Origin of the sequence: Streptomyces sp. NRRL S-920 (assembly GCF_000717945.1) — a bacterium.
In the GTDB taxonomy this organism is placed as follows: Bacteria; Actinomycetota; Actinomycetes; order Streptomycetales; family Streptomycetaceae; genus Streptomyces; species Streptomyces alboniger.
In genome coordinates this window covers 1-17762 of sequence record NZ_JODF01000033.1, presented here as the reverse complement: position 1 = coordinate 17762, position 17762 = coordinate 1, and the positions used below count along the sequence as shown (strand labels likewise).

At 71.8% G+C, this 17762-nt stretch carries 15 protein-coding genes and 1 pseudogene; 9 read left to right on the top strand and 7 right to left on the bottom strand.

The genetic code is table 11. The features are described 5' to 3' along the window. Positions 1-4 precede the first annotated feature (4 nt). Together IG54_RS0123155 and IG54_RS0123150 are read left to right on the top strand one after the other, a co-directional pair. Positions 5-886, top strand: a complete 882-nt coding sequence (locus IG54_RS0123155) for an acyl-CoA dehydrogenase family protein (protein ID WP_030787661.1) — start codon at positions 5-7, stop codon at positions 884-886. Positions 887-1245: 359 nt separating this feature from the next. Next, entirely contained in the window at positions 1246-1734 is a 489-nt protein-coding gene (locus tag IG54_RS0123150) for an ATP-binding protein (RefSeq protein WP_051819821.1), read from the top strand. A 408-nt stretch (positions 1735-2142) separates the two neighbouring features. Here IG54_RS0123150 and IG54_RS0123145 read toward each other — a convergent pair whose 3' ends face one another. Continuing rightward, positions 2143-3069 (bottom strand): cyclase family protein, encoded by a 927-nt coding sequence (locus tag IG54_RS0123145; RefSeq protein ID WP_030787657.1) that lies wholly within the window; start codon positions 3067-3069, stop codon positions 2143-2145. Positions 3070-3152: 83 nt separating this feature from the next. On the opposite strand from IG54_RS0123145, the gene IG54_RS0123140 reads away from it, so the two are divergent. Genes IG54_RS0123140 through IG54_RS0123130 form a run of 3 tightly spaced genes read left to right on the top strand, consistent with a single transcriptional unit; the run spans position 3153 to position 6353 of the window. Then, entirely contained in the window at positions 3153-4064 is a 912-nt protein-coding gene (locus IG54_RS0123140) for an SDR family NAD(P)-dependent oxidoreductase (protein ID WP_030787652.1), read from the top strand. A 17-nt stretch (positions 4065-4081) separates the two neighbouring features. Further along, complete coding sequence (locus IG54_RS0123135; protein ID WP_030787649.1) at positions 4082-5290, top strand: acyl-CoA dehydrogenase family protein; 1209 nt, start codon at positions 4082-4084, stop codon at positions 5288-5290. Positions 5291-5303: 13 nt separating this feature from the next. Next, complete coding sequence (locus tag IG54_RS0123130) at positions 5304-6353, top strand: Zn-dependent alcohol dehydrogenase (RefSeq protein ID WP_030787647.1); 1050 nt, start codon at positions 5304-5306, stop codon at positions 6351-6353. 54 nt (positions 6354-6407) lie between these two features. Here the strand turns inward: IG54_RS0123130 and IG54_RS0123125 are convergent, their stop codons facing one another. Beyond that, a complete protein-coding gene (locus IG54_RS0123125) occupies positions 6408-7418 on the bottom strand; it encodes a GlxA family transcriptional regulator (protein ID WP_030787644.1) in 1011 nt (336 codons plus the stop codon). 77 nt (positions 7419-7495) lie between these two features. Further along, a pseudogene (locus tag IG54_RS38180) lies at positions 7496-8269 on the bottom strand (helix-turn-helix domain-containing protein). A gap of 204 nt (positions 8270-8473) precedes the next feature. On the opposite strand from IG54_RS38180, the gene IG54_RS0123115 reads away from it, so the two are divergent. The 3 genes from IG54_RS0123115 (at position 8474) to IG54_RS0123105 (ending at position 11143) form a co-directional block, all read left to right on the top strand. Continuing rightward, positions 8474-8974 carry a glycine-rich domain-containing protein gene (locus tag IG54_RS0123115; protein WP_234336310.1) on the top strand — a complete coding sequence of 167 codons (501 nt, stop codon included), beginning with the start codon at positions 8474-8476 and terminating at the stop codon, positions 8972-8974. 75 nt (positions 8975-9049) lie between these two features. Next, entirely contained in the window at positions 9050-9679 is a 630-nt protein-coding gene (locus tag IG54_RS0123110) for a class I SAM-dependent methyltransferase (protein WP_030787640.1), read from the top strand. A gap of 129 nt (positions 9680-9808) precedes the next feature. Further along, positions 9809-11143, top strand: coding sequence for an MFS transporter (locus IG54_RS0123105; RefSeq protein ID WP_234336309.1), 1335 nt, complete (start codon positions 9809-9811; stop codon positions 11141-11143). Positions 11144-11173: 30 nt separating this feature from the next. Here IG54_RS0123105 and IG54_RS0123100 read toward each other — a convergent pair whose 3' ends face one another. After that, positions 11174-11788 (bottom strand): flavin reductase family protein, encoded by a 615-nt coding sequence (locus tag IG54_RS0123100; protein WP_078594390.1) that lies wholly within the window; start codon positions 11786-11788, stop codon positions 11174-11176. 83 nt (positions 11789-11871) lie between these two features. Here IG54_RS0123100 and IG54_RS0123095 point away from each other — a divergent pair, with 83 nt between their 5' ends. After that, entirely contained in the window at positions 11872-12864 is a 993-nt protein-coding gene (locus IG54_RS0123095) for a hypothetical protein (protein WP_158708909.1), read from the top strand. A 48-nt stretch (positions 12865-12912) separates the two neighbouring features. On the opposite strand, the gene IG54_RS0123090 is transcribed toward IG54_RS0123095, so the two are convergent. From IG54_RS0123090 to IG54_RS0123080, 3 genes are all read right to left on the bottom strand, one after another. Further along, positions 12913-13779 (bottom strand): enoyl-CoA hydratase/isomerase family protein, encoded by an 867-nt coding sequence (locus IG54_RS0123090; protein ID WP_030787630.1) that lies wholly within the window; start codon positions 13777-13779, stop codon positions 12913-12915. A gap of 172 nt (positions 13780-13951) precedes the next feature. Beyond that, positions 13952-16186 carry an acetate--CoA ligase family protein gene (locus IG54_RS0123085; RefSeq protein WP_030787628.1) on the bottom strand — a complete coding sequence of 745 codons (2235 nt, stop codon included), beginning with the start codon at positions 16184-16186 and terminating at the stop codon, positions 13952-13954. 292 nt (positions 16187-16478) lie between these two features. After that, the gene (locus tag IG54_RS0123080) at positions 16479-17636 is read right to left on the bottom strand and encodes a flavin-containing monooxygenase (protein WP_030787625.1); all 1158 of its coding nucleotides are present in this window, start codon (positions 17634-17636) and stop codon (positions 16479-16481) included. Positions 17637-17762 lie beyond the last annotated feature (126 nt).

Below are 17762 nucleotides of genomic sequence, written 5' to 3'. Positions count from 1 at the left end.
CCGTATGGATTTCCAACTGACGGATGACCAGCGGGCGTTGCGTACAGGGGTGCGGGAGCTGCTGGAGGGGCGCCTCTCCTCGCGACCCTGCTTGCGGGACACCGCGGGCCGGATCGACCGGAGCCTGTGGCGGGAGCTGGGGGAAGCGGGCTTCTTCTCCCTCGTCCTGCCCGAGGACCGGGGCGGCGTCGGGCTGGCGCTGCCGGAGGCCGTACTCGCCTTCGAGGAAGCGGGGCGGGTCCTGCTCCCCGGGCCCGCCGTGGCGACGTTCCTCGCAGCGGGCGAGGTGGCGGGGGCCGCGACGGGGGAGGCCGTCGTGACGGCCGTCGACGGCACCCTGGTCCCGTGGCTGGAGGAGGCGGACGTCGTCCGAGGTGACGTCACCGGCGCCGTCCCCCTGCGGTCCGTCGATCCGTTGACGCCGCTGCATCGCGTACCGGGCGCGCCCCGCCCCGGCCGGGGGGTGCTCCTGCACGCCGCCGAACAGCTCGGCAGCGCCGCGCGGACCTGCGAGACTGCCGTGCAATACGCGCGTGAGCGCGAACAGTTCGGGCGGCCCATCGGGGCGTTCCAGGCCGTGCAGCACCTCTGCGCGCAACTGCTGGTGCGCGCCGAGGTCGCCCGCGCCGCGGTGTACGCCGCCGCCGTGACCGGGGATGCGCTGGAGGCGGCCGGTGCCAAACTGCTGGCCGACGAGGCCGCCGTACGCAACGCGCGCGACTGTCTGCAAGTGCACGGCGGCATGGGGTTCACCTGGGAGGCCGATGTGCATCTGCATCTCAAGCGGGCCTGGGTGCGGGCGCGGCTCGGACAGGTGGCCGAGGAGGCGGAGGAGGCGCTCGCCTCCGCTCTGTTACCGCGCGACCGTGGGACTACGGAGCGTTGATATCGGGTTGTGTCCTACGTGTGACTCGTCACGGCACGGAGTCGGCGCTCGCCTCGGGTACCTTGTGTCAGATGCGAGTGGTTCTGAGGCTGAGCCATCCCGGTGTCGCCCTTAAGGCGCCTCCGGGCCCGGCAATGCGCGCCGCTCGCGACGCAGGACCGGGTCTCGGGCCCGCCTGTTCGACCCCCCGCGGCACGCGTCGCACAGTATGCAGCACGCGTACTCCTTCGCGCTGGAATATGCCCGAAGCGCTTGTTGGGGTGACTGAACGTCAATCATGCTGTCTCCCAAGGGGATCACGTTCCGTGACCCTGTGGAGGCGCGAGGCGATGTGTCCGCCGGTTCGGATGGTGTGAGCGGTGCAGGTGCTTCAAGTTCAGCTGGAGGTCGGGGCCGACCCCGCGGAGGTGGGGCGGGCCAGGCGGTGGGCCCGTTCGCGGCTGGCGGGCTCAGGCATAGAGGTCGACGAGCCGGTGGCCGAAACGCTGATCCTGCTGATCTCCGAGCTGGTCACCAACGCCGTTGTGCACACGGGCTGTCCGGCCGTCCTGCGCATGGTCCTCCCCGGCGTCCCCGACCACACCCCGGGCACGGTCCGGGTCGAGGTGGCCGACCGCAGCGCCCGCCCGCCCAAGCAGCGGCACGCCGAGGGCGACGACACCAACGGCCGCGGCCTGGAGCTGGTCGACGGCCTCGCCGACCGCTGGGGCTGGCAGCCCGAGGGCGGCGGCAAGAGCATCTGGTGCGAGGTCGACCGGTGCGAGCCCGGCGTCGCCGCGGTGACCTTCGACGGGGTGTCCTACGGCGACACCGACGCCGAAGCCGACGTGGCGTACGAAGCCGTCTGACCGGCGTACGGAAGTGCCCCTTCCCGGCAGCCCGTGGCGGGCTCTGAGCCCGTATGCGCCGTCGTGTGCCACGATGCGCGCACCCGTGCGCGGGCAGGATAAAAGGGGCATTGGCCACTAATCCCCGGCAGGGTGTTGACGTGGCGTGTCCGATTGATCACGCTTGTGTGCAGCGATTCGCCGCGAGGGGACGTCGAGGGCGCTCGGTGACGGAGGTCCTTGACGAGATGTGGGTCGCGATTTCGGCGTCGGTCCCCTCGGGGTCACGAGGGGCAGTGTCGAGCGCCGAGCCGGATGGCGGCGCGTGGCAGCGCGCTCGGGGCGGAAGCTGACGCGCCGCCGTCCGGAGGGCAGGATCTGCGGACACGTCCTAGAGGCTCATAAAGGCTCACAGCACGGCCTGAGGGCTCACAGCACGGCGACCGGCGCCACGGGCGTCCCCGTCCCGCCGACGAACGGCTCGGGCATGGCGGAGAGCAGGAAGGCATAGCGGGAAACTTCTGCACAGGCTGTGGACAACTCTTCGAGATCCCAGTTCTGGCCTTGCAGCATCCCCATCTCGACCAGATCCAGCGCGTGCACGGGCAGCCACAGGTCCTCGGTCTCCGGGGGGAAGATCTCGAAGGTCAGGGTGTCGTTGGCGACCGCGGCCACGTCCCGGGCGTGGAACCACTCGGGCGTACGCAGCGACAGGCCGGGCGACGGATAGCCGTACGCGTGTTTGTCGCCCGCCAGGTAGACCTGGATCTGCCCCGTGCGCACGAGGACGATGTCGCCCGCGCGGACCGCGACGCCCCCGAACTCCGCGGCCTCGTCCAGGTCTTCGGGTGTCACCGCGTGATCTCCCGGCAGGCGTTCGAGGCCCTTGGCGCGCGCGACGTCCAGCAGGACCCCGCGCGAGACGACGTGCCGCGCCTTGTCGATGCCGCTGAACCGCGCTCCCGCGTGGGCCGTGATGCTGTCGGCGGGGCGGCCGTTGTAGATCCTCCCGGAGTGCGAGACGTGCGTGAGGGCGTCCCAGTGGGTGGCGGTCTGGAGGCCCATCGTCACCGCGTCGTCGCTGGTGGCGACCGTGCCGGGGCCGAACAGCTCGTGGTTGATCTGCACCATCGTGTGCAGGGGGTTCACGCGGCCCGGGATCAGGCCCGTCTGCACACCGTCCTCCTTGAGAGGCAGCGCGAGCGGGACGCGGCGCCCGGAGCGGACCTCGGCGGCGGCCGCCCGTACGACGTCGTCGGTGATGAGGTTCAGCGTGCCTCTCTCGTCCTCATCACCCCAGCGGCCCCAGTTGTTCACGCGGTTGGCGATGTCGTGGAACTCGGCCGGCAGTGACATGAGTCCTCCGCGGGGCTTGTCTTGACGTGTCCGACGGGTCATAGAATCTAACGGGGCGTCAGAAACCGCGGGAAGGGGCCGGTGTGGGGAACTTCTTGGCAGGCAAGGCGGTGGCCGTCACCGGCGCCGGGCGCGGCATCGGCAGGGCCGTCGCGCTCGCCGCGGCGGCCGAGGGGGCGAAGGTCGTCGTCAACGACTACGGCGTCTCGGTGGCGGGCGGCGAGCCGGCCAGCGAGGTGGCGGACACCGTGGTCAAGGAGATCCGGGCCGCGGGCGGGGAGGCCGTCGCCGTCGCGGACGACATCTCCACCATGGCGGGCGGACAGCGGGTCGTCGACGTCACGCTCGCCGAGTACGGGCGCGTGGACGGGGTGGTGTGCGTCGCGGGGATCCTGCGCGAGCGGATGCTGTTCAACATGTCCGAGGAGGAGTGGGACCCGGTCGTCGCCACACATCTGAAGGGCACCTTCACCGTGTTCCGGGCCGCCTCCGCGGTGATGCGCAAGCAGCGTTCGGGCACCCTCATCGGGTTCACCAGCGGCAACCACCAGGGCTCTGTCGCGCAGGCCAACTACAGCGCGGCGAAGGGCGGGATCATCTCGCTCGTGCGCAGTGCCGCGCTCGGTCTGCACAAGTACGGGGTGACCGCCAACGCCGTGGCCCCGGTCGCCCGTACGCGGATGTCGGCGAACGTACCGATGGAGCTTGCGGAGAACGGGGAGCCGGAGGACGTCGCCGCGCTCGTCACATACCTGCTGAGCGACCGGGCCCGCGCCGAGAGCATCACCGGGCAGGTCTACACGGTCGCCGGGCCCAAGATCGCCGTATGGGCGCAGCCGCGTGAGCTGCGCGCCGGATACGCGGACGGGGCCTGGACCCCGGAGAAGATCGCGGACTTCCTGCCGGGGACGGTCGGCACCGACCCCATGCCGCTGCTGGCCCAGCTGGAGGCCATGGCCGAGGCGGCGGCCGCCCAGACACGGCCGAACGCGTAGCCGGGAAGGGGCGGGCGGTGGACTTCGCTTTCGGGCCCGAGGACGAGGCGTTCCGCGCCGAGGCGCGCGGCTGGCTCGCCGAGCACCTCACCGGGGACCACGCCCGCGCGCGTGGGCGCGGCGGTCCCGGCGGCGAGCACGAGGGAGTGGCCCAGCGACGCGCCTGGGAGCGCGCGTTGGGGCGCGGCGGGTGGATCGGTCTCGGCTGGGGCAGCGACGCGTACGGCAACCGGCGGGCCACGCTCACCCAGCAGGTCGTCTGGGCCGAGGAGTACGCCCGCGCGCGTGCGCCCGGCCGCTGCGGCCACATCGGCGAGAACCTGCTCGCGCCGACGCTCCTGGCGTACGGGAGTCAGGAGCAGCGGGACGAGTTCCTGCCGCCGATCGCGCGGGGCGATGCGCTGTGGTGCCAGGGGTACAGCGAGCCGGGGGCCGGATCGGACCTGGCGGGGGTGCGGACGCGGGCCGTGCGGGACGGGGAGTTCCTGCTCGTCACCGGGCAGAAGATCTGGACCTCCTTGGCGCGCGAGGCCGACTGGTGCTTCGTGCTGGCGCGGACGGAGGAGGGCTCCCGAGGGCATCGCGGACTCTCCCTGCTGCTGGTGCCCATGGACCAGCCCGGACGCGTCGAGGTGCGGCCCATCCGCCAGATGACCGGCACCAGCGAGTTCAACGAGGTCTTCTTCGACGGTGCACGCGCGCGTGCCGCGCATGTGGTGGGCGGCCCCGGGGAGGGCTGGCGGGTCGCCATGGGCCTGCTCGGGTTCGAGCGCGGGGTCTCGACACTCGCCCAGCAGATCGGTTTCGCCGAGGAGTTGGCGGAGGTCGTGCGTGCGGCGGTCGCCTCCGGGGCGGTGCGGGACGCCGTGGTGCGCGAGCGGCTGGTGCGGCAGTGGGCCGACCTGCGGGTCATGCGGTGGAACGCGCTGCGGACGCTGGGCGGTTCGGGGACCGGCGTGCTGCCGGGCGCGCCGAGCGTGGCGAAGCTGCTGTGGGGGCGGTGGCATCAGCGGCTCGGTGAGCTGGCCCTGGAGGTGCGGGGGGCCGCGGGTGCCGTCGGGCCCGCGGACTGGCGGCCGGGTGCCCCGTACGAGCTGGATCCGGTGCAGCGGGTCGCTCTGTTCACCCGCGCCGACACCATCTACGGCGGCACGGACGAGGTTCAGCGCAACATCATCGCCGAGCGTGTACTCGGCCTGCCGAGAGAGGCCAGGGGGCCTCGGTGAGGGGTCGTGCGTCATGAGGGGCGTCGTTTTCGACGGGCAGCGGGTCGAGGTCGTGGACGATCTGGACATCCGTGCTCCGGGGCCCGGGGAGGTGCTGGTCGCGGTGGCCGCCGCCGGGCTGTGCCACAGCGATCTGTCCGTGATCGACGGGACCATTCCGTTTCCGCTGCCGGTGGTGCTGGGGCACGAGGGCGCGGGCGTCGTGGAGGCGGTGGGGGCCGGGGTGACGCAGGTGGCTCCCGGGGACCACGTGGCGCTGTCCACCATCGCGAACTGCGGGGTCTGCGCCGAGTGCGCGCGGGGGCGGCCGACCATGTGCCGCAAGGCGATCGGGATGCCGGACCGGCCGTTCTCGCGGCGCGGCGAGCCGCTGTACCAGTTCGCGGCCAACTCCGCCTTCGCCGAACGCACCCTCGTCAAGGCCGTGCAGGCCGTGCGGATCCCGGCCGATATTCCGCTGACGTCCGCCGCGCTGATCGGGTGTGCGGTAGTCACGGGGGTGGGGGCGGTCCTCAACCGGGCCGAGGTCGGCCCCGGGGACTCGGTGGCCGTCATCGGGACGGGGGGCATCGGCCTCAACGTGTTGCAGGGGGCGCGGATCGCGGGGGCCGGGACCGTCGTCGCCGTCGACGCGAACCCTGAGAAGGAGGCGATGGCGCGGCGGTTCGGCGCCACGCACTTCTTCCCGACCACGGAAGGGGTCAGGGAGGTGCTGCCCCAGGGCGTCGACCACGCGTTTGAGTGCGTGGGGCGGACCTCGCTGGTGCGGGAGGCGATCGACCTCCTGGACCGGCACGGGCAGGCGGTGCTGCTAGGGATGCCGGGGGCGACGGCGGAGGCGTCGTTCGTGGTGGCCTCCCTGTTCCTGGACAAGGCGGTCCTGGGGTGCCGGTACGGGAGTTCGCGGCCGCAGCGGGACTTCGCGCTGTATGCCCAGATGTACCGGGCCGGGCGGTTGATGCTGGACGAGCTGGTGACGGACACGTACGCGCTGGAGGACTTCGGGAAGGCGCTGGCGGACGCGGGGGCGGGGCGGGTGGCAAGGGCGGTGCTGACGTTGTGAGGGGTGTGCTGTCGGCGGGGGCGAGGGGGCGAGGGGGGCTGCTTCCCTCGGGCCTCACCCGGTGGCGGCGACCGCGCGGAACGTACGCCGGTAGGTGGTGGGGGTGACGCCGAGCGCCGCCTGTAGGTGCTGCCGCATCGACTGGGCCGTGCCGAAGCCCGCCTCCCGCGCGATCTGGTCGACGGAGAGGTCGCTGGACTCCAGCAAGTGCCGCGCTCGGTCGACGCGTTGCTGCGTCAGCCACTGGCCGGGGCTGACGCCGACCTCCTCACGGAAGCGCCGCGTGAACGTACGTACGGACATGGCTTCCTGGGCGGCCATGTCGCGCAGCCGCAGCGGCTGGTCGAGGCGGTCGAGCGCCCACGCTCTGGCCGCCCGCGTGGTCGCCAACTGCGGTTCGGGCACGGGACGCTGGATGTACTGGGCCTGGCCGCCGTCGCGGTGGGGCGGCACGACGGTCCGGCGGGCCACGTCGTTGGCGACCGCGGTGCCGTGGTCACGGCGTACGAGATGGACGCAGAGGTCGACGCCCGCGGCCACGCCCGCCGAGGTGAGGACATCGCCGTCGTCGATGAACAGCACGTCCGCGTCGACCCTGATCCGCGGGAACAGCTCCTGGAAGTGGGCGGCCGAGGCCCAGTGCGTGGTCGCCGGGCGGCCGTCGAGGAGCCCGGCGGCGGCCAGGACGTACCCGCCCGTGCAGATCGAGACCAGGCGGGTGCCCGGCCTGATCCGGGCGAACGCGTCGGCCAGCTCGTCGGTGAGGCGCCCCTCCTCGTAGACCGGGCCCAGTTCGTACGACGCGGGGACGACGACCGTGTCCGCGGTGGCCAGCGCCTCAGGCCCGTGTTCGACCAGGATCGCGAAGTCGGCGTCCGAGCGGACCGGTCCCGGCGGCCGGACCGAGCAGGTCACGACGTCGTACAGCGAACGCATCTCGACATCACGCGCGAGGCCGAAGATCCGCTGCGGGATGCCCAGTTCGAAGGGGATCACGCCGTCCAGCGCGAGGACGACGACGCGGTGCCGGGGCGGTCGGACGCGGGGGCCCTTGGAATCGGCCATGGCCCGATCCTAGCGAAGCAGGTCCGTACGGGACGGCTCCTACTGTCTCCTTGCAGGGAGGGCGGCGCCCCGATCCCTCACTGCGGCGTGGTCGAGTACCGCTCGATGCTCGCGCGGCCTGTCGATCGGTCGAGTAGGCGCAGCTCCCACGGGCCCGTGTTCACGTCGAAGTCCTTGCCGAACCCGACCCACTTGCCCGCCATGCGTCGACCTGTCGGCTCGATGAGCAGCTGGATCGCACCGTGGTATTGGGCGCCCTGGTAGTACCCCTCAGCCGCCGTCTACTCGGTCCACGTACCGGTGACGACGTTCCGATCAACCGTGAGATCCAGAGACAACGGGCTGTCAGGGTTGGTCGACGCTCCGGGCAGGCTCTGGGCTGTCAGCCGGTTGCCGTGCTGGACGATCACGACGTGATGCTTGCAGTCGAACGTCTCGTCACGGCTGGACGAGTAGAACTCGTAGCGGGACAGCCAGATGCCCGTGTACTCGCTCTGCGGCTCCGGCTCCGGGCTCGCGACAGCGTCAGCCGTGCCGACTTCCCCAGCCTCCATGTCGTGGCCTCCTGCCCCGTCCGAGTGGACGCGTGCCATCGGGATCGCGAACCCCAGCGACTCGGGGGTGCGGCCGGTGAACCGCTTCAGTGCCCGCGCATACAGCGGGCGGCATGTCCTGGTCTCCCCGGACTCCCAGCGTTGCACGAGTCGCTTGGAGGCGTCGTTCGGCTCCCCCAGCTCCTCGCCTGCGCCGCGTAAGCCCCGCGCGAACTCGTCTTGGCTGAGGTTCATCGACTTGCGTACGGAGGTCAGCACGCCGTTGGGGATTCGCTCGCCCTCGCCCGTAGTCGTCACGATCCGAGGGTAGCCACGTCACGCCTCCAATGACACCGGTTTGACGCCCTAGTGGTGACACCGACATGACGCCCGAGCGGCACCTTGAACGTCGCCGCAATGGCCGGGGCTGATCCGGAACATTGCTGTCACGTCCCTCCGCATCAGCGGGTGGACGACGTAACCGGAGCACCACGGAACCCCAATGACGTGGAGGCAACCAGCATGAGCACGGCAGTAGTGATCCGTGACCCGAAGGCATACGTCACGCCGGACGTGTGGGAGCGGGAGGTGGTCCTCCTCCTCCGCAACCCGGAGAACACGCGCGAACTGGCCGAGGCCAAGTTCGGACAGGCCATCGCCTACCTGGTCACGTGCGGCGAGAACCCGGACCTTCTCATGGGCCCGTCCGCGCACGTGGACGAAGCATGGCACTCGTTCCTGCTCGACTCGATCCCGTACCACCACTTCACCAGTCGGCACTTCGGCCGGTACATCCACCACGTTCCGGAGCTTCCCGGGACGACGGCCGAGGTCCAGTGCGTCAGCGACGACAAGGCGAAGCAGGACGGGCATGACCGCAAGGGCGGCGGCCCGCTCGTTCTGGAGCAGACGATCAAGGCCATCAAGGCGGCCGGGTTCGAGATCGACCCCGACCTGTGGGGCATGGCGGACGCGGCCGACTGCAACCAGTGCCACGCCGGGTGCCACGACTCGCCCAAGTAGAAGTGGCGGAACGCGAGTTGGGGCCCGCCGTCGTACCTTGGGAGGTGGGCCCCTCATGCCGGAAAGGATCACCGCATGTCATTGGCTGAGTCCTGGGACAGGTACGCGGTCGGGAGTAAGCCGCGCAGGACCGTGAACGCCAAGGGTGAGACGACCTGGCTGAACTGGACCCAGTACGCCGATCACGGGCCGAACGAGAGCGTTCTGGGCCCCGTGGCCGGACGCCGGGTGCTGGAACTCGGCTCGGGGAGCGGCAGCAACCTCGCGCACCTCGTGACGCTCGGCGCGACCGGTCTAGGTGTGGACATCGCCCCCGCCCGCGGTACGGCCGCGCGGGAGCGCTGGGGCGATCTGCCGAGCCTTGAGTTCCTTACGGCGGAGGCGACGGCGTTCCTGAGGGAGACGGACGAGACATTCGATGTCGTGCTCTCGATCTTTGGTGCCGTGTGGTTCGTCGATCCGGACACTCTGCTCCCGCTGATCCGCTCGCGTATGGCGCCGGGCGGCGTTCTGGCCTTCTCCCACTTGCCCCCGGGCAGTCGGGGACCCGAGCCGGCCAAAGCCGGACTGCGGCACGACCGCACCCCGGACGAGTGGCGGCGCATCCTGACGGGGCACGGCTTCTCTGACGTGTGCGTGTCTCTGATCGACCCACCAGAGGGCAGGACCGTGGGCACGATGCTTGTCCGCGCCTCGGCGGCCTGACCTGGGCTACGCCCCCAGGATCGCGCGGGCCACTGACCCTCGCCGATCACTTCGCCCCCGGTAGGTGGCTCAGAAAATCGGCCATGGCCCGATCCTAGCGATCCATGTCCCTCGGGCCACTCGTTCCCGATGATCCGTGTGCGGATCCTGGGTGACGTGACCCAGACAATCGAGCCGTCCGTGCGGACCGCCCCGGCCCCTCGTCGCCGCACTCCCCGTATCCACCGCGCGTGGTTCGTCGCCGCCGTCACCTTTGTGACGATCATCGGCGCCGCCGCCTTCCGCTCCCTGCCGAGTCTGCTCATCGATCCGCTGCACGACGATTTCGGCTGGTCACGCGGGACCATCGGGCTCGCGGTCTCCATCAACCTCGCGCTGTACGGGCTCACCGCGCCGTTCGCCGCCGCGCTGATGGACCGCTTCGGCATCCGCAGGGTCGTCGCCGTGGCCCTGATCGTGATCGCCCTCGGGTCCGGCCTCACCGTGTGGATGAACTCCGCGTGGCAGCTGCTGCTGTGCTGGGGGCTGCTCGTCGGGCTCGGCTCCGGGTCGATGGCGCTCGCCTTCGCCGCCACCGTCACCAACCGGTGGTTCACCGAGCGGCGCGGCCTGGTCACCGGCATCCTCACGGCCGCCTCCGCCTCCGGCCAGCTGGTCTTCCTGCCGCTGCTCGCCTGGATCGTCGACAACTACAAGTGGCGGCCTGCCGCCGTGACGGTCGCGCTCGCGGCCCTGGTCGTCGTCCCCTTCGTATGGCTGCTGCTGCGCGACCACCCGGCGGACGTGGGGCTCAAGCCGTACGGTGCCAAGGAGTTCGTCGCGAAGCCGCCGCCCGTCACGGGGGCCGCCAGACGCACGATGACAGTGCTCTTCAAGGCGGCCCGCACCGGGCCGTTCTGGCTGCTCGCGGGCAGCTTCGCGATCTGCGGGGCCTCGACGAACGGCCTGATCCAGACCCACTTCGTGCCCGCCGCGCACGACCACGGCATGCCCATCACGGCCGCCGCCTCACTGCTCGCCGTCATCGGTGTCTTCGACATCGTGGGCACGATCGCGTCGGGCTGGTTCACGGACCGCTTCGACGCGCGGCGCCTGCTCGCCGTCTACTACGCGCTGCGCGGCGTCTCGCTGCTCTTCCTGCCGATCCTGCTCGCCCCGAACGTGCAGCCGCCGATGATCTTCTTCATCGTCTTCTACGGCCTGGACTGGGTCGCGACCGTCCCGCCGACCCTCGCCCTGTGCCGCGAGCACTACGGCGACGACAGCGCGATCGTCTTCGGCTGGGTCCTGGCCTCGCACCAGGTGGGCGCGGCGGTCGTGGCCTTCGCCGGGGGTGTCGCGCGGGACGTCTTCGGGTCGTACGACGTGATCTGGTACGCCTCCGGGGCGCTGTGCGCGGCTGCGGCGCTGATGGCGCTGGTGATCCGGCGGCGCGAGACGGCTCCCGTGGCGCTCAGCGCGTAGAACGCGGCGCTCAGTGCGTGAACGTGGTGCTCAGCGCGTGAAGCGGCCGAAGGTGCCCTTGTGGAAGAGCAGTGGCTCGGTGTCGCCGTCGGTGGTGCCGAGCGCGTCCACCCTGCCCACGACGATGAGGTGATCGCCGCCGGTGTGCACGGCGTGGAGGGTGCAGTCGATCCAGGCGGGGGCACCGGCCAGGCGCGGGGAGCCGGTCACGGGCGCCGCGTCGTAGGGCACCCCGGCGAACTTGTCGGCGCCGCTCACCGCGAAGCCCCGGCAGAGTTCGCCCTGGTCGGCGCCGAGGACGTTGACGCAGAAGACGCCCGCGCGCGCGATGCGGGGCCACGTCGTCGACGTACGCGCCACCATGAAGGAGACCAGGGGCGGGTCGAGGGAGAGCGACGAGAACGACTGGCAGGCGAAGCCGGCGGGTGCGCCGCCGTCCTCGGAGGGCGGCGCGGTGATCACGGTGACACCGGTCGCGAAGTTCCCCAGGACCCGCCGGAACTCGACCGGGTCGAGCGGCGCCCGCTCGTCGTCGCGGACGGCCCGCAGCTCCGGGCGGGGCAGTGCTTCCACGGGGCCCGTGGTGGGCGCCCCGACCGACCTGAGGTATCGAACGGCGGCGGCCGCCATTCCTGCGTGTCCCATCACACGAACCATTGAAGCTGACGGTCAGTCAGATTGGAAGGGTGGGGGCTGGTGACTAGCGCCCCACGCGTATTTTCGGCCTCATGAGCTGGGGGAACGCGAGAGGGAGCGCCAAGGAGTACGCGCCGCGGGGCCACGAGGGGAGCGCCTGGGGCGCCTGGGGCGGCAGCCGGTTGCGGGCCGCCGCGGCGGCGAGCGCGGCGCAGTTGCCGGTGGCGGGCGTGGTGGCGTTCACGCTGTCGCTCGACGACGACAGCTACGGGGCGGCGGGCGGGCCCGCTCTCGGCCTGGCCTGTTTCCTCCTCTTCGGACCGCTCCTGCTGCCGGTCGTCGGCCTGCTGCACTCCGCGGTCCTCACGCTCCCGGCGTCCTGGCTGGGGCGCACGATCGCCCGGCGCCTCGGCCGCGCCCCCGCCGCCGACCGGGAGTGGGCCTGGTCGCTCGTCTGCCTGGTGCCGGCCGGCGCCGCGTGGGCCGCCGGTCTCGCCGCGCTGGGCACCTCCTTCGCCGGGCCCGCGCTGTGGATCGCGGCGAGCGGTGTGCTGCCCGTCCTGAACACCGCGTACTGCCGACGGCGCGAGGAACGCCTCGGCAGGCCCCTGCGGAAGGTGTGGATCCTCTCGGGGCTCGCCTCGCTCGGCCTGAGCGTGACGGTCATCGGCTCGGCCCTCGTGGGCACGGCGACGGGCCTCATCAAGGAGTACGAGCCCCCACAGCTGTCCGTCGAGCAGTTGTCCGGTGTGTGGCGGGGCGAGCGGGACGAGGGGGTCGTCCTGCGGCTGCGGGCGGGCGGGGGCGCGGAGCTGGACGGCATTCCGTACGAGGACGGGACGGGAAGCTCGTACGACTCGTCCGGAGCCGAGGAGCGCCGGCCCCGCTGTGACGGCACCGGCACATGGACGGTCGGGGACGCCCCCTACGGCGGACGCCCGGCCGTCGTCCTGGAGACGGAGGGCTGCGGCGGCCACGAACAGGTGTGGACCGTCGGCGGCACGGAGGCGCGACCCGAACTGTTCGTGCTGTTCGGGGACCCGGACTCGCCGGACATCGAGAAGCTGGTGAGGGAGGGCGGCTGACGGGCCTTATGGGGCTTACGGGGCCTCCGTAGGGCGGGCGGGACGGGGTCAGTGGCCTCCGTAGGAGGGGGTGCGGCGCGCCACGAAACTGGCGACGCCTTCGCTCGCGTCGGCCGTGGTCATGTTGATCTCCTGGGCGTTCGCCTCGGCCGCGAAGGCGGTCGCGCGGTCGGACTCCAGGGAGGCGTTGACCAGCTGCTTGGTCAGGGCGAGGGCGCGGGTCGGCCCCGAGGCCAGGCGTTCGGCCCACTCCCGGGCCGTCTTCGTCAACTCCTCGGCCGGTACGACGCGGTTGACGAGGCCGAGTCGTTCGGCGTCGGCGGCGGACACGGCGTCCCCGAAGAACATCAGCTCCTTGGCCCGCTGCGGCCCGATGAGACGGGGCAGCAGATAGGCGCCGCCGCCGTCCGGGACGAGCCCGCGGCGGACGAACACCTCGATGAATGTGGCCGGTTCGGCGGCGATCACCAGGTCGCAGGCGAACGCGAGATGCGCGCCGAGGCCGGCCGCGGTGCCGTTCACGGCGGCGATCACCGGCTTCTCGCAGTCAAGGACGGCGGAGATCAGCCGCTGGGCACCCCGTCTGATGGTGCGGGCCACGTCACCGGCCACGCGTTCGGCGGGAGCGGGCGCTGGAGCGGGGGCGTGGGTGGGGCCGGGCGCGGGGCTGGGGCGCGTGCCGCGCAGATCGGCGCCCGCGCAGAACCCCTTGCCGGTCGCGGTGATCACGACGGCTCGCACGGCGGGGTCGTCGGAGGCCTCGCCGAGCAGCGAGATGACGCGTTCGCGCTGGTCCCAGGTGACGGCGTTCATGGCGGCGGGCCGGTTGAGCGTGATCCACGAGACGCCGTTGTCAGTGGCGTGAAGTATCAATGAGTCGAGGGGATCGGGGGAGGAACCGGGGGAGGTTGTCATGGGGTGGCTCCGTTGGGCGAGGCGGCGGGTGGCGAGGCACGCGAGGTCGTGCTCGGCGCTGATCCGGCGCGGGGTGGACGGGTGGGTGAGCGGGCGAGCCCTGCCGCGGGACGGCGCGTCGAGGACGCGTTCACCGGCAGACGGCGAGCGCGTCCGCGCGTCGAGGACCCGTTCACCGGCAGACGGCGAGCGCGTCCAAGGCCACCGCCCCCTGTCCCCGGGGCAGCACCATCAGCGGGTTGATGTCCAGCTCCGCAAGCTCACCGCCCAGCTCAAGCGCCATCCGCTGCACACGGAGTACGACTTCGACGAGCGCGTCGACATCGCAGGGCGCCGCCCCTCGGACTCCGTCCAGCAGGGCACGCCCCCGCAGCTCGCGGAGCATCGCCTTCGCCTGGTCCTCCCCGAAGGGCGGCACCCGCACGGCCACGTCCTGAAGGACCTCGACGAGTACGCCGCCGAGCCCGACCGTCACGGTCGGCCCGAAGAGCGGGTCCCGGGTGACGCCGACGACCATCTCGACACCCCGCTCGACCATCTGGCAGACCAGCACACCGTCCAGCGGCGCGTCCTCGTACCGGGCGATGTCCGTCAGCTCCCGATAGGCGTCCCGGACCTGGCTGGCGGAGGTCAGCCCGACCTTCACCAGGCCCAGTTCGGTCTTGTGCGCGAGCTGGGGGCCCGACGCCTTCATGACGACCGGGTAGCCGACGAGCCCGGCCGCGCGGACGGCCGCGGCCGCGCTGGTCACCAACTGCTCACGCGGTACGCGAATCCCGTACGCGCGCAGCAGCTGTTTCGCCGCGTGCTCGCTCAGCTGCTGGCCGGGCCGCATCAGGTCCCGCGCCTTGCGGAAGGACGGGGAGGGGGTGCGCGGCGCCTCGTCGAAGGGCGAGCGGTAGCCGGTGGTGAAGCGGTGGTGGTCCAGATGGGCGCGCACCGCCGTGACGCAGTTGGCGAAGGTGCGGAAGGTGGCCACGCGCGAGGAGCCGAGAAGCGTACGGCGGTAGGCGTCCTCGGTCCCGACCGGCGAGCCCCACACCACGCACACCAGCTTCTCCGTCTCCTCCGCCGCGTCCACGAGGTCCTGCGCGAGCTTGTCGCTCATCGGCGGGAAGGGCCCGGTGATGGGGCAGATGAGCACCCCCACCTGCGGATCGTCGAGGATCGCGTCGATGATTCTCCGGCCGCGCCAGTCGCCCACCGGGTGGCCGCCGTTGTCGATGGGGTTGGCGACGTTCAGATACTCGGGTATCCACTGGTGCAGCTCCGCCTGCTTGGCGTCGCGGAGTGTGGGCAGGGTGAGGCCCGCCTCGGCCGCCAGGTCCGCGAAGTGCGCGCCCGTGCCGCCCGAGATCGAATAGACGGCGACGCCGTCGGCCAGCGGCGGGCGGGCCCGCGCGAGCAGGGCGGAGGTGTCCTGGAGTTCGTCGAGTCCGTCGACGCGGATCACGCCGAACTGCCGCATCGCCGCGTCGACCACCGCGTCGGCGCCGGTCAGCTTGCCGGTGTGTGAGGCGGCCGTGCGGGCACCGGCCTCGGTGCGGCCGACCTTGACAGCGACGACGGGCACACCCTGCCTCGCCGCGCGGTCGGCGGCGAGCAGGAAGGCGCGGCCGTCCTTCAGGCCCTCGATGTAACAGGCGATGGCGCCGACCTCGGGGCGTTCGGCGAAGTAGGAGATGAAGTCGGAGGTCTCCAGGTCGGCCTCGTTGCCTGTGGGCGCCCAGTGGGAGAGGCGGATGCCGAGTTCCTGGAGGGAGAAGAGGGGGCGGCCCTGGTGGCCGGACTGGGTGATCAGCGCGATGGCGGGACCTTCGAGATCGTCGCGGAACTTCTCGAAGGCGTTGAGATTGGTGTTGGGCCCGAGCAGCCTGAGGCCCGAACTCCGCACGGCGGCGGCGAGGCGGGCCTGGGCGGCCGCGCCCTCCTCGCCGGTCTCGGCGAACCCGGAGGCGAAGGCGACGGCGAACCGCACCTTCTCCTCGGCGAGCTGCTCGATCACCGGCAGCGGGTCGGCGACCAACAGCACGGCCAGATCGACCTGTTCGGGCAGTTCGGCGACGGAAGGTGAGCAGGGGATGCCGAAAACCGCCTGCCGGGTGGGGTGCACGGGGTGCAGCCGCGCGCCGACCCGCTCGGCCCAGGCGATGAGCTGGCGGGTGATGCCGGCGCCCGGCCGCCCCTCGGCGTCCGAAGCACCGATGACGGCGACGGACTCGGGGCGGAAGAAACGGTCCAGATCGGGTACGTCGGCGTGCAGCGGCCGGCCGCTGACGTCCAGGTCATCCGCGGTGAGGGGGCGGCCGGCCGTTCCGTGAACGGCGGAGGGAGGGAGTTCGCCGCAGGCCACGACATGCGCGCGGCGGGGGTCGGTGGTGAAGGTGCCGTGAGTCGATCCAAGCATCGGTCCGCCCGCTCCTGTGTGACAGCAACTAACTGACGCATAGTCAGGTTACTGAACTGACGCTGTGTCAGGAATGGCTGTGCAGGCAAAGGCTGGGCTCGCGGGGGCGCGTCGGGGGGATATGCGCCTGTGCCCTCGACCAGGGAAGCGGGGGATCTTCTTGGTGCCAAGTCTCTAACCGGCCCCGTGGCGGCCGGGGGGAGTCTGCGGTTTCTGGTGCGGGTTCGTCGCGGCTTGGCGCGCAGTTCCTCGCGCCCCTGGTGGGGCGCCTTTGCTGAGGGGACTTGGGGGGTCAGGGGGCGATTGCCTTGGCTATTTTCCGGGCGTCCTTGGCCAGTTCGCGGAGCATGCCGCTGATCGGATTGGTGAAGCCGGTGAAGTACAGGCCCGGGGCCCGCTTCGGGGGGCGGGGTCCGTGGGCGGTCGGGTTGCCGCGGGCGTCGAGGATGCCGAGGTCGCCGACCAGGCTCTCCAGGGCGCGGCGGTAGCCGGTCGCGGCGATCACCGTATCCGGGCCGATCCGGCTGCCGTCCGCGAGGACCACCTTGCCGTCCTCGAAGGAGTCGACGGCGGCGACCGGTTCGACCCGGCCCTTGCGTACGGCATCGATCAGGCCGACGTCCTGGACCGGGATCGCGCCCTGCCGGGCCCGCGAGTACAGGCCGGTGTCGGGGCGCGGCAACCCCTTCGCGGAGAGGTCCGGGACGCTGAGCCTGGCGACCGGCGCCGCGAGCAGGTCGACCAGGGCGACGGGCAGCCTGCGGCACAGGATGCCCGAGAGCTGCGCGGGCCACCCCGCCGTGGAGCGGCGCACGATGTGCGGGGCGGTGCGCACCGCCAGCCGGACCCGGCCCGCGCCGCCCTCGATCAGGTCGACGGCGATCTCCGCGCCGGTGTTGCCGACGCCGACGACCAGGACGTCCTTGCCGGTGAAGGGGCGGGGGTTGCGGTAGTCGGCGGCGTGGAGGAGTTCGCCGGTGTAGGAGGCGAGGCCGGGCCAGTCGGGGATGTGGGGCGTGTGGTTGTAGCCGGTGGCGATCACCACCGCGCTGCCGGTCAGCTCCCGCCCTCCGGTGGCGCGCAGGAGCCAGCCGGTGCCGTCGGCGGTGCGTTCGAGGCCGGTGACCTCGACGCCGGTGACGATGTCGAGGCGGTGGTGTTCGGCGTACTTGTCCAGGTAGCGGATGACGTTGTCACGCGACACCCACCGGCCGAACTGCCGCGGGATCGCGAGCCCCGGGAGGGCGGAGAGGCGGCGCGTCGTATGCAAGTGGAGGCGGTCGTAGTGGCCGCGCCAGGAGGCGCCGACACGCTCGGACTTCTCCAGGACGACCGCGCGGACGCCGCGTGCGCGCAGGGCCGCCGCGGTGGCGAGACCGCCGGGGCCTGCGCCGATGACGTAGACGGGGCGGTCCTGCTGGGGCGACGGCGGGACTTTCGAGTCGGCCATAACTGGAGAGTAACCGCGTGCTTACTTGATGGGTATCGGTCAAGTCCGAAACCGGTTGCGAATTGATCACGGGGGGTTGTCGGCGTGCGCGGGGCGGGGGGGGGTGGTGCGGGGGTGGGTGCAGGG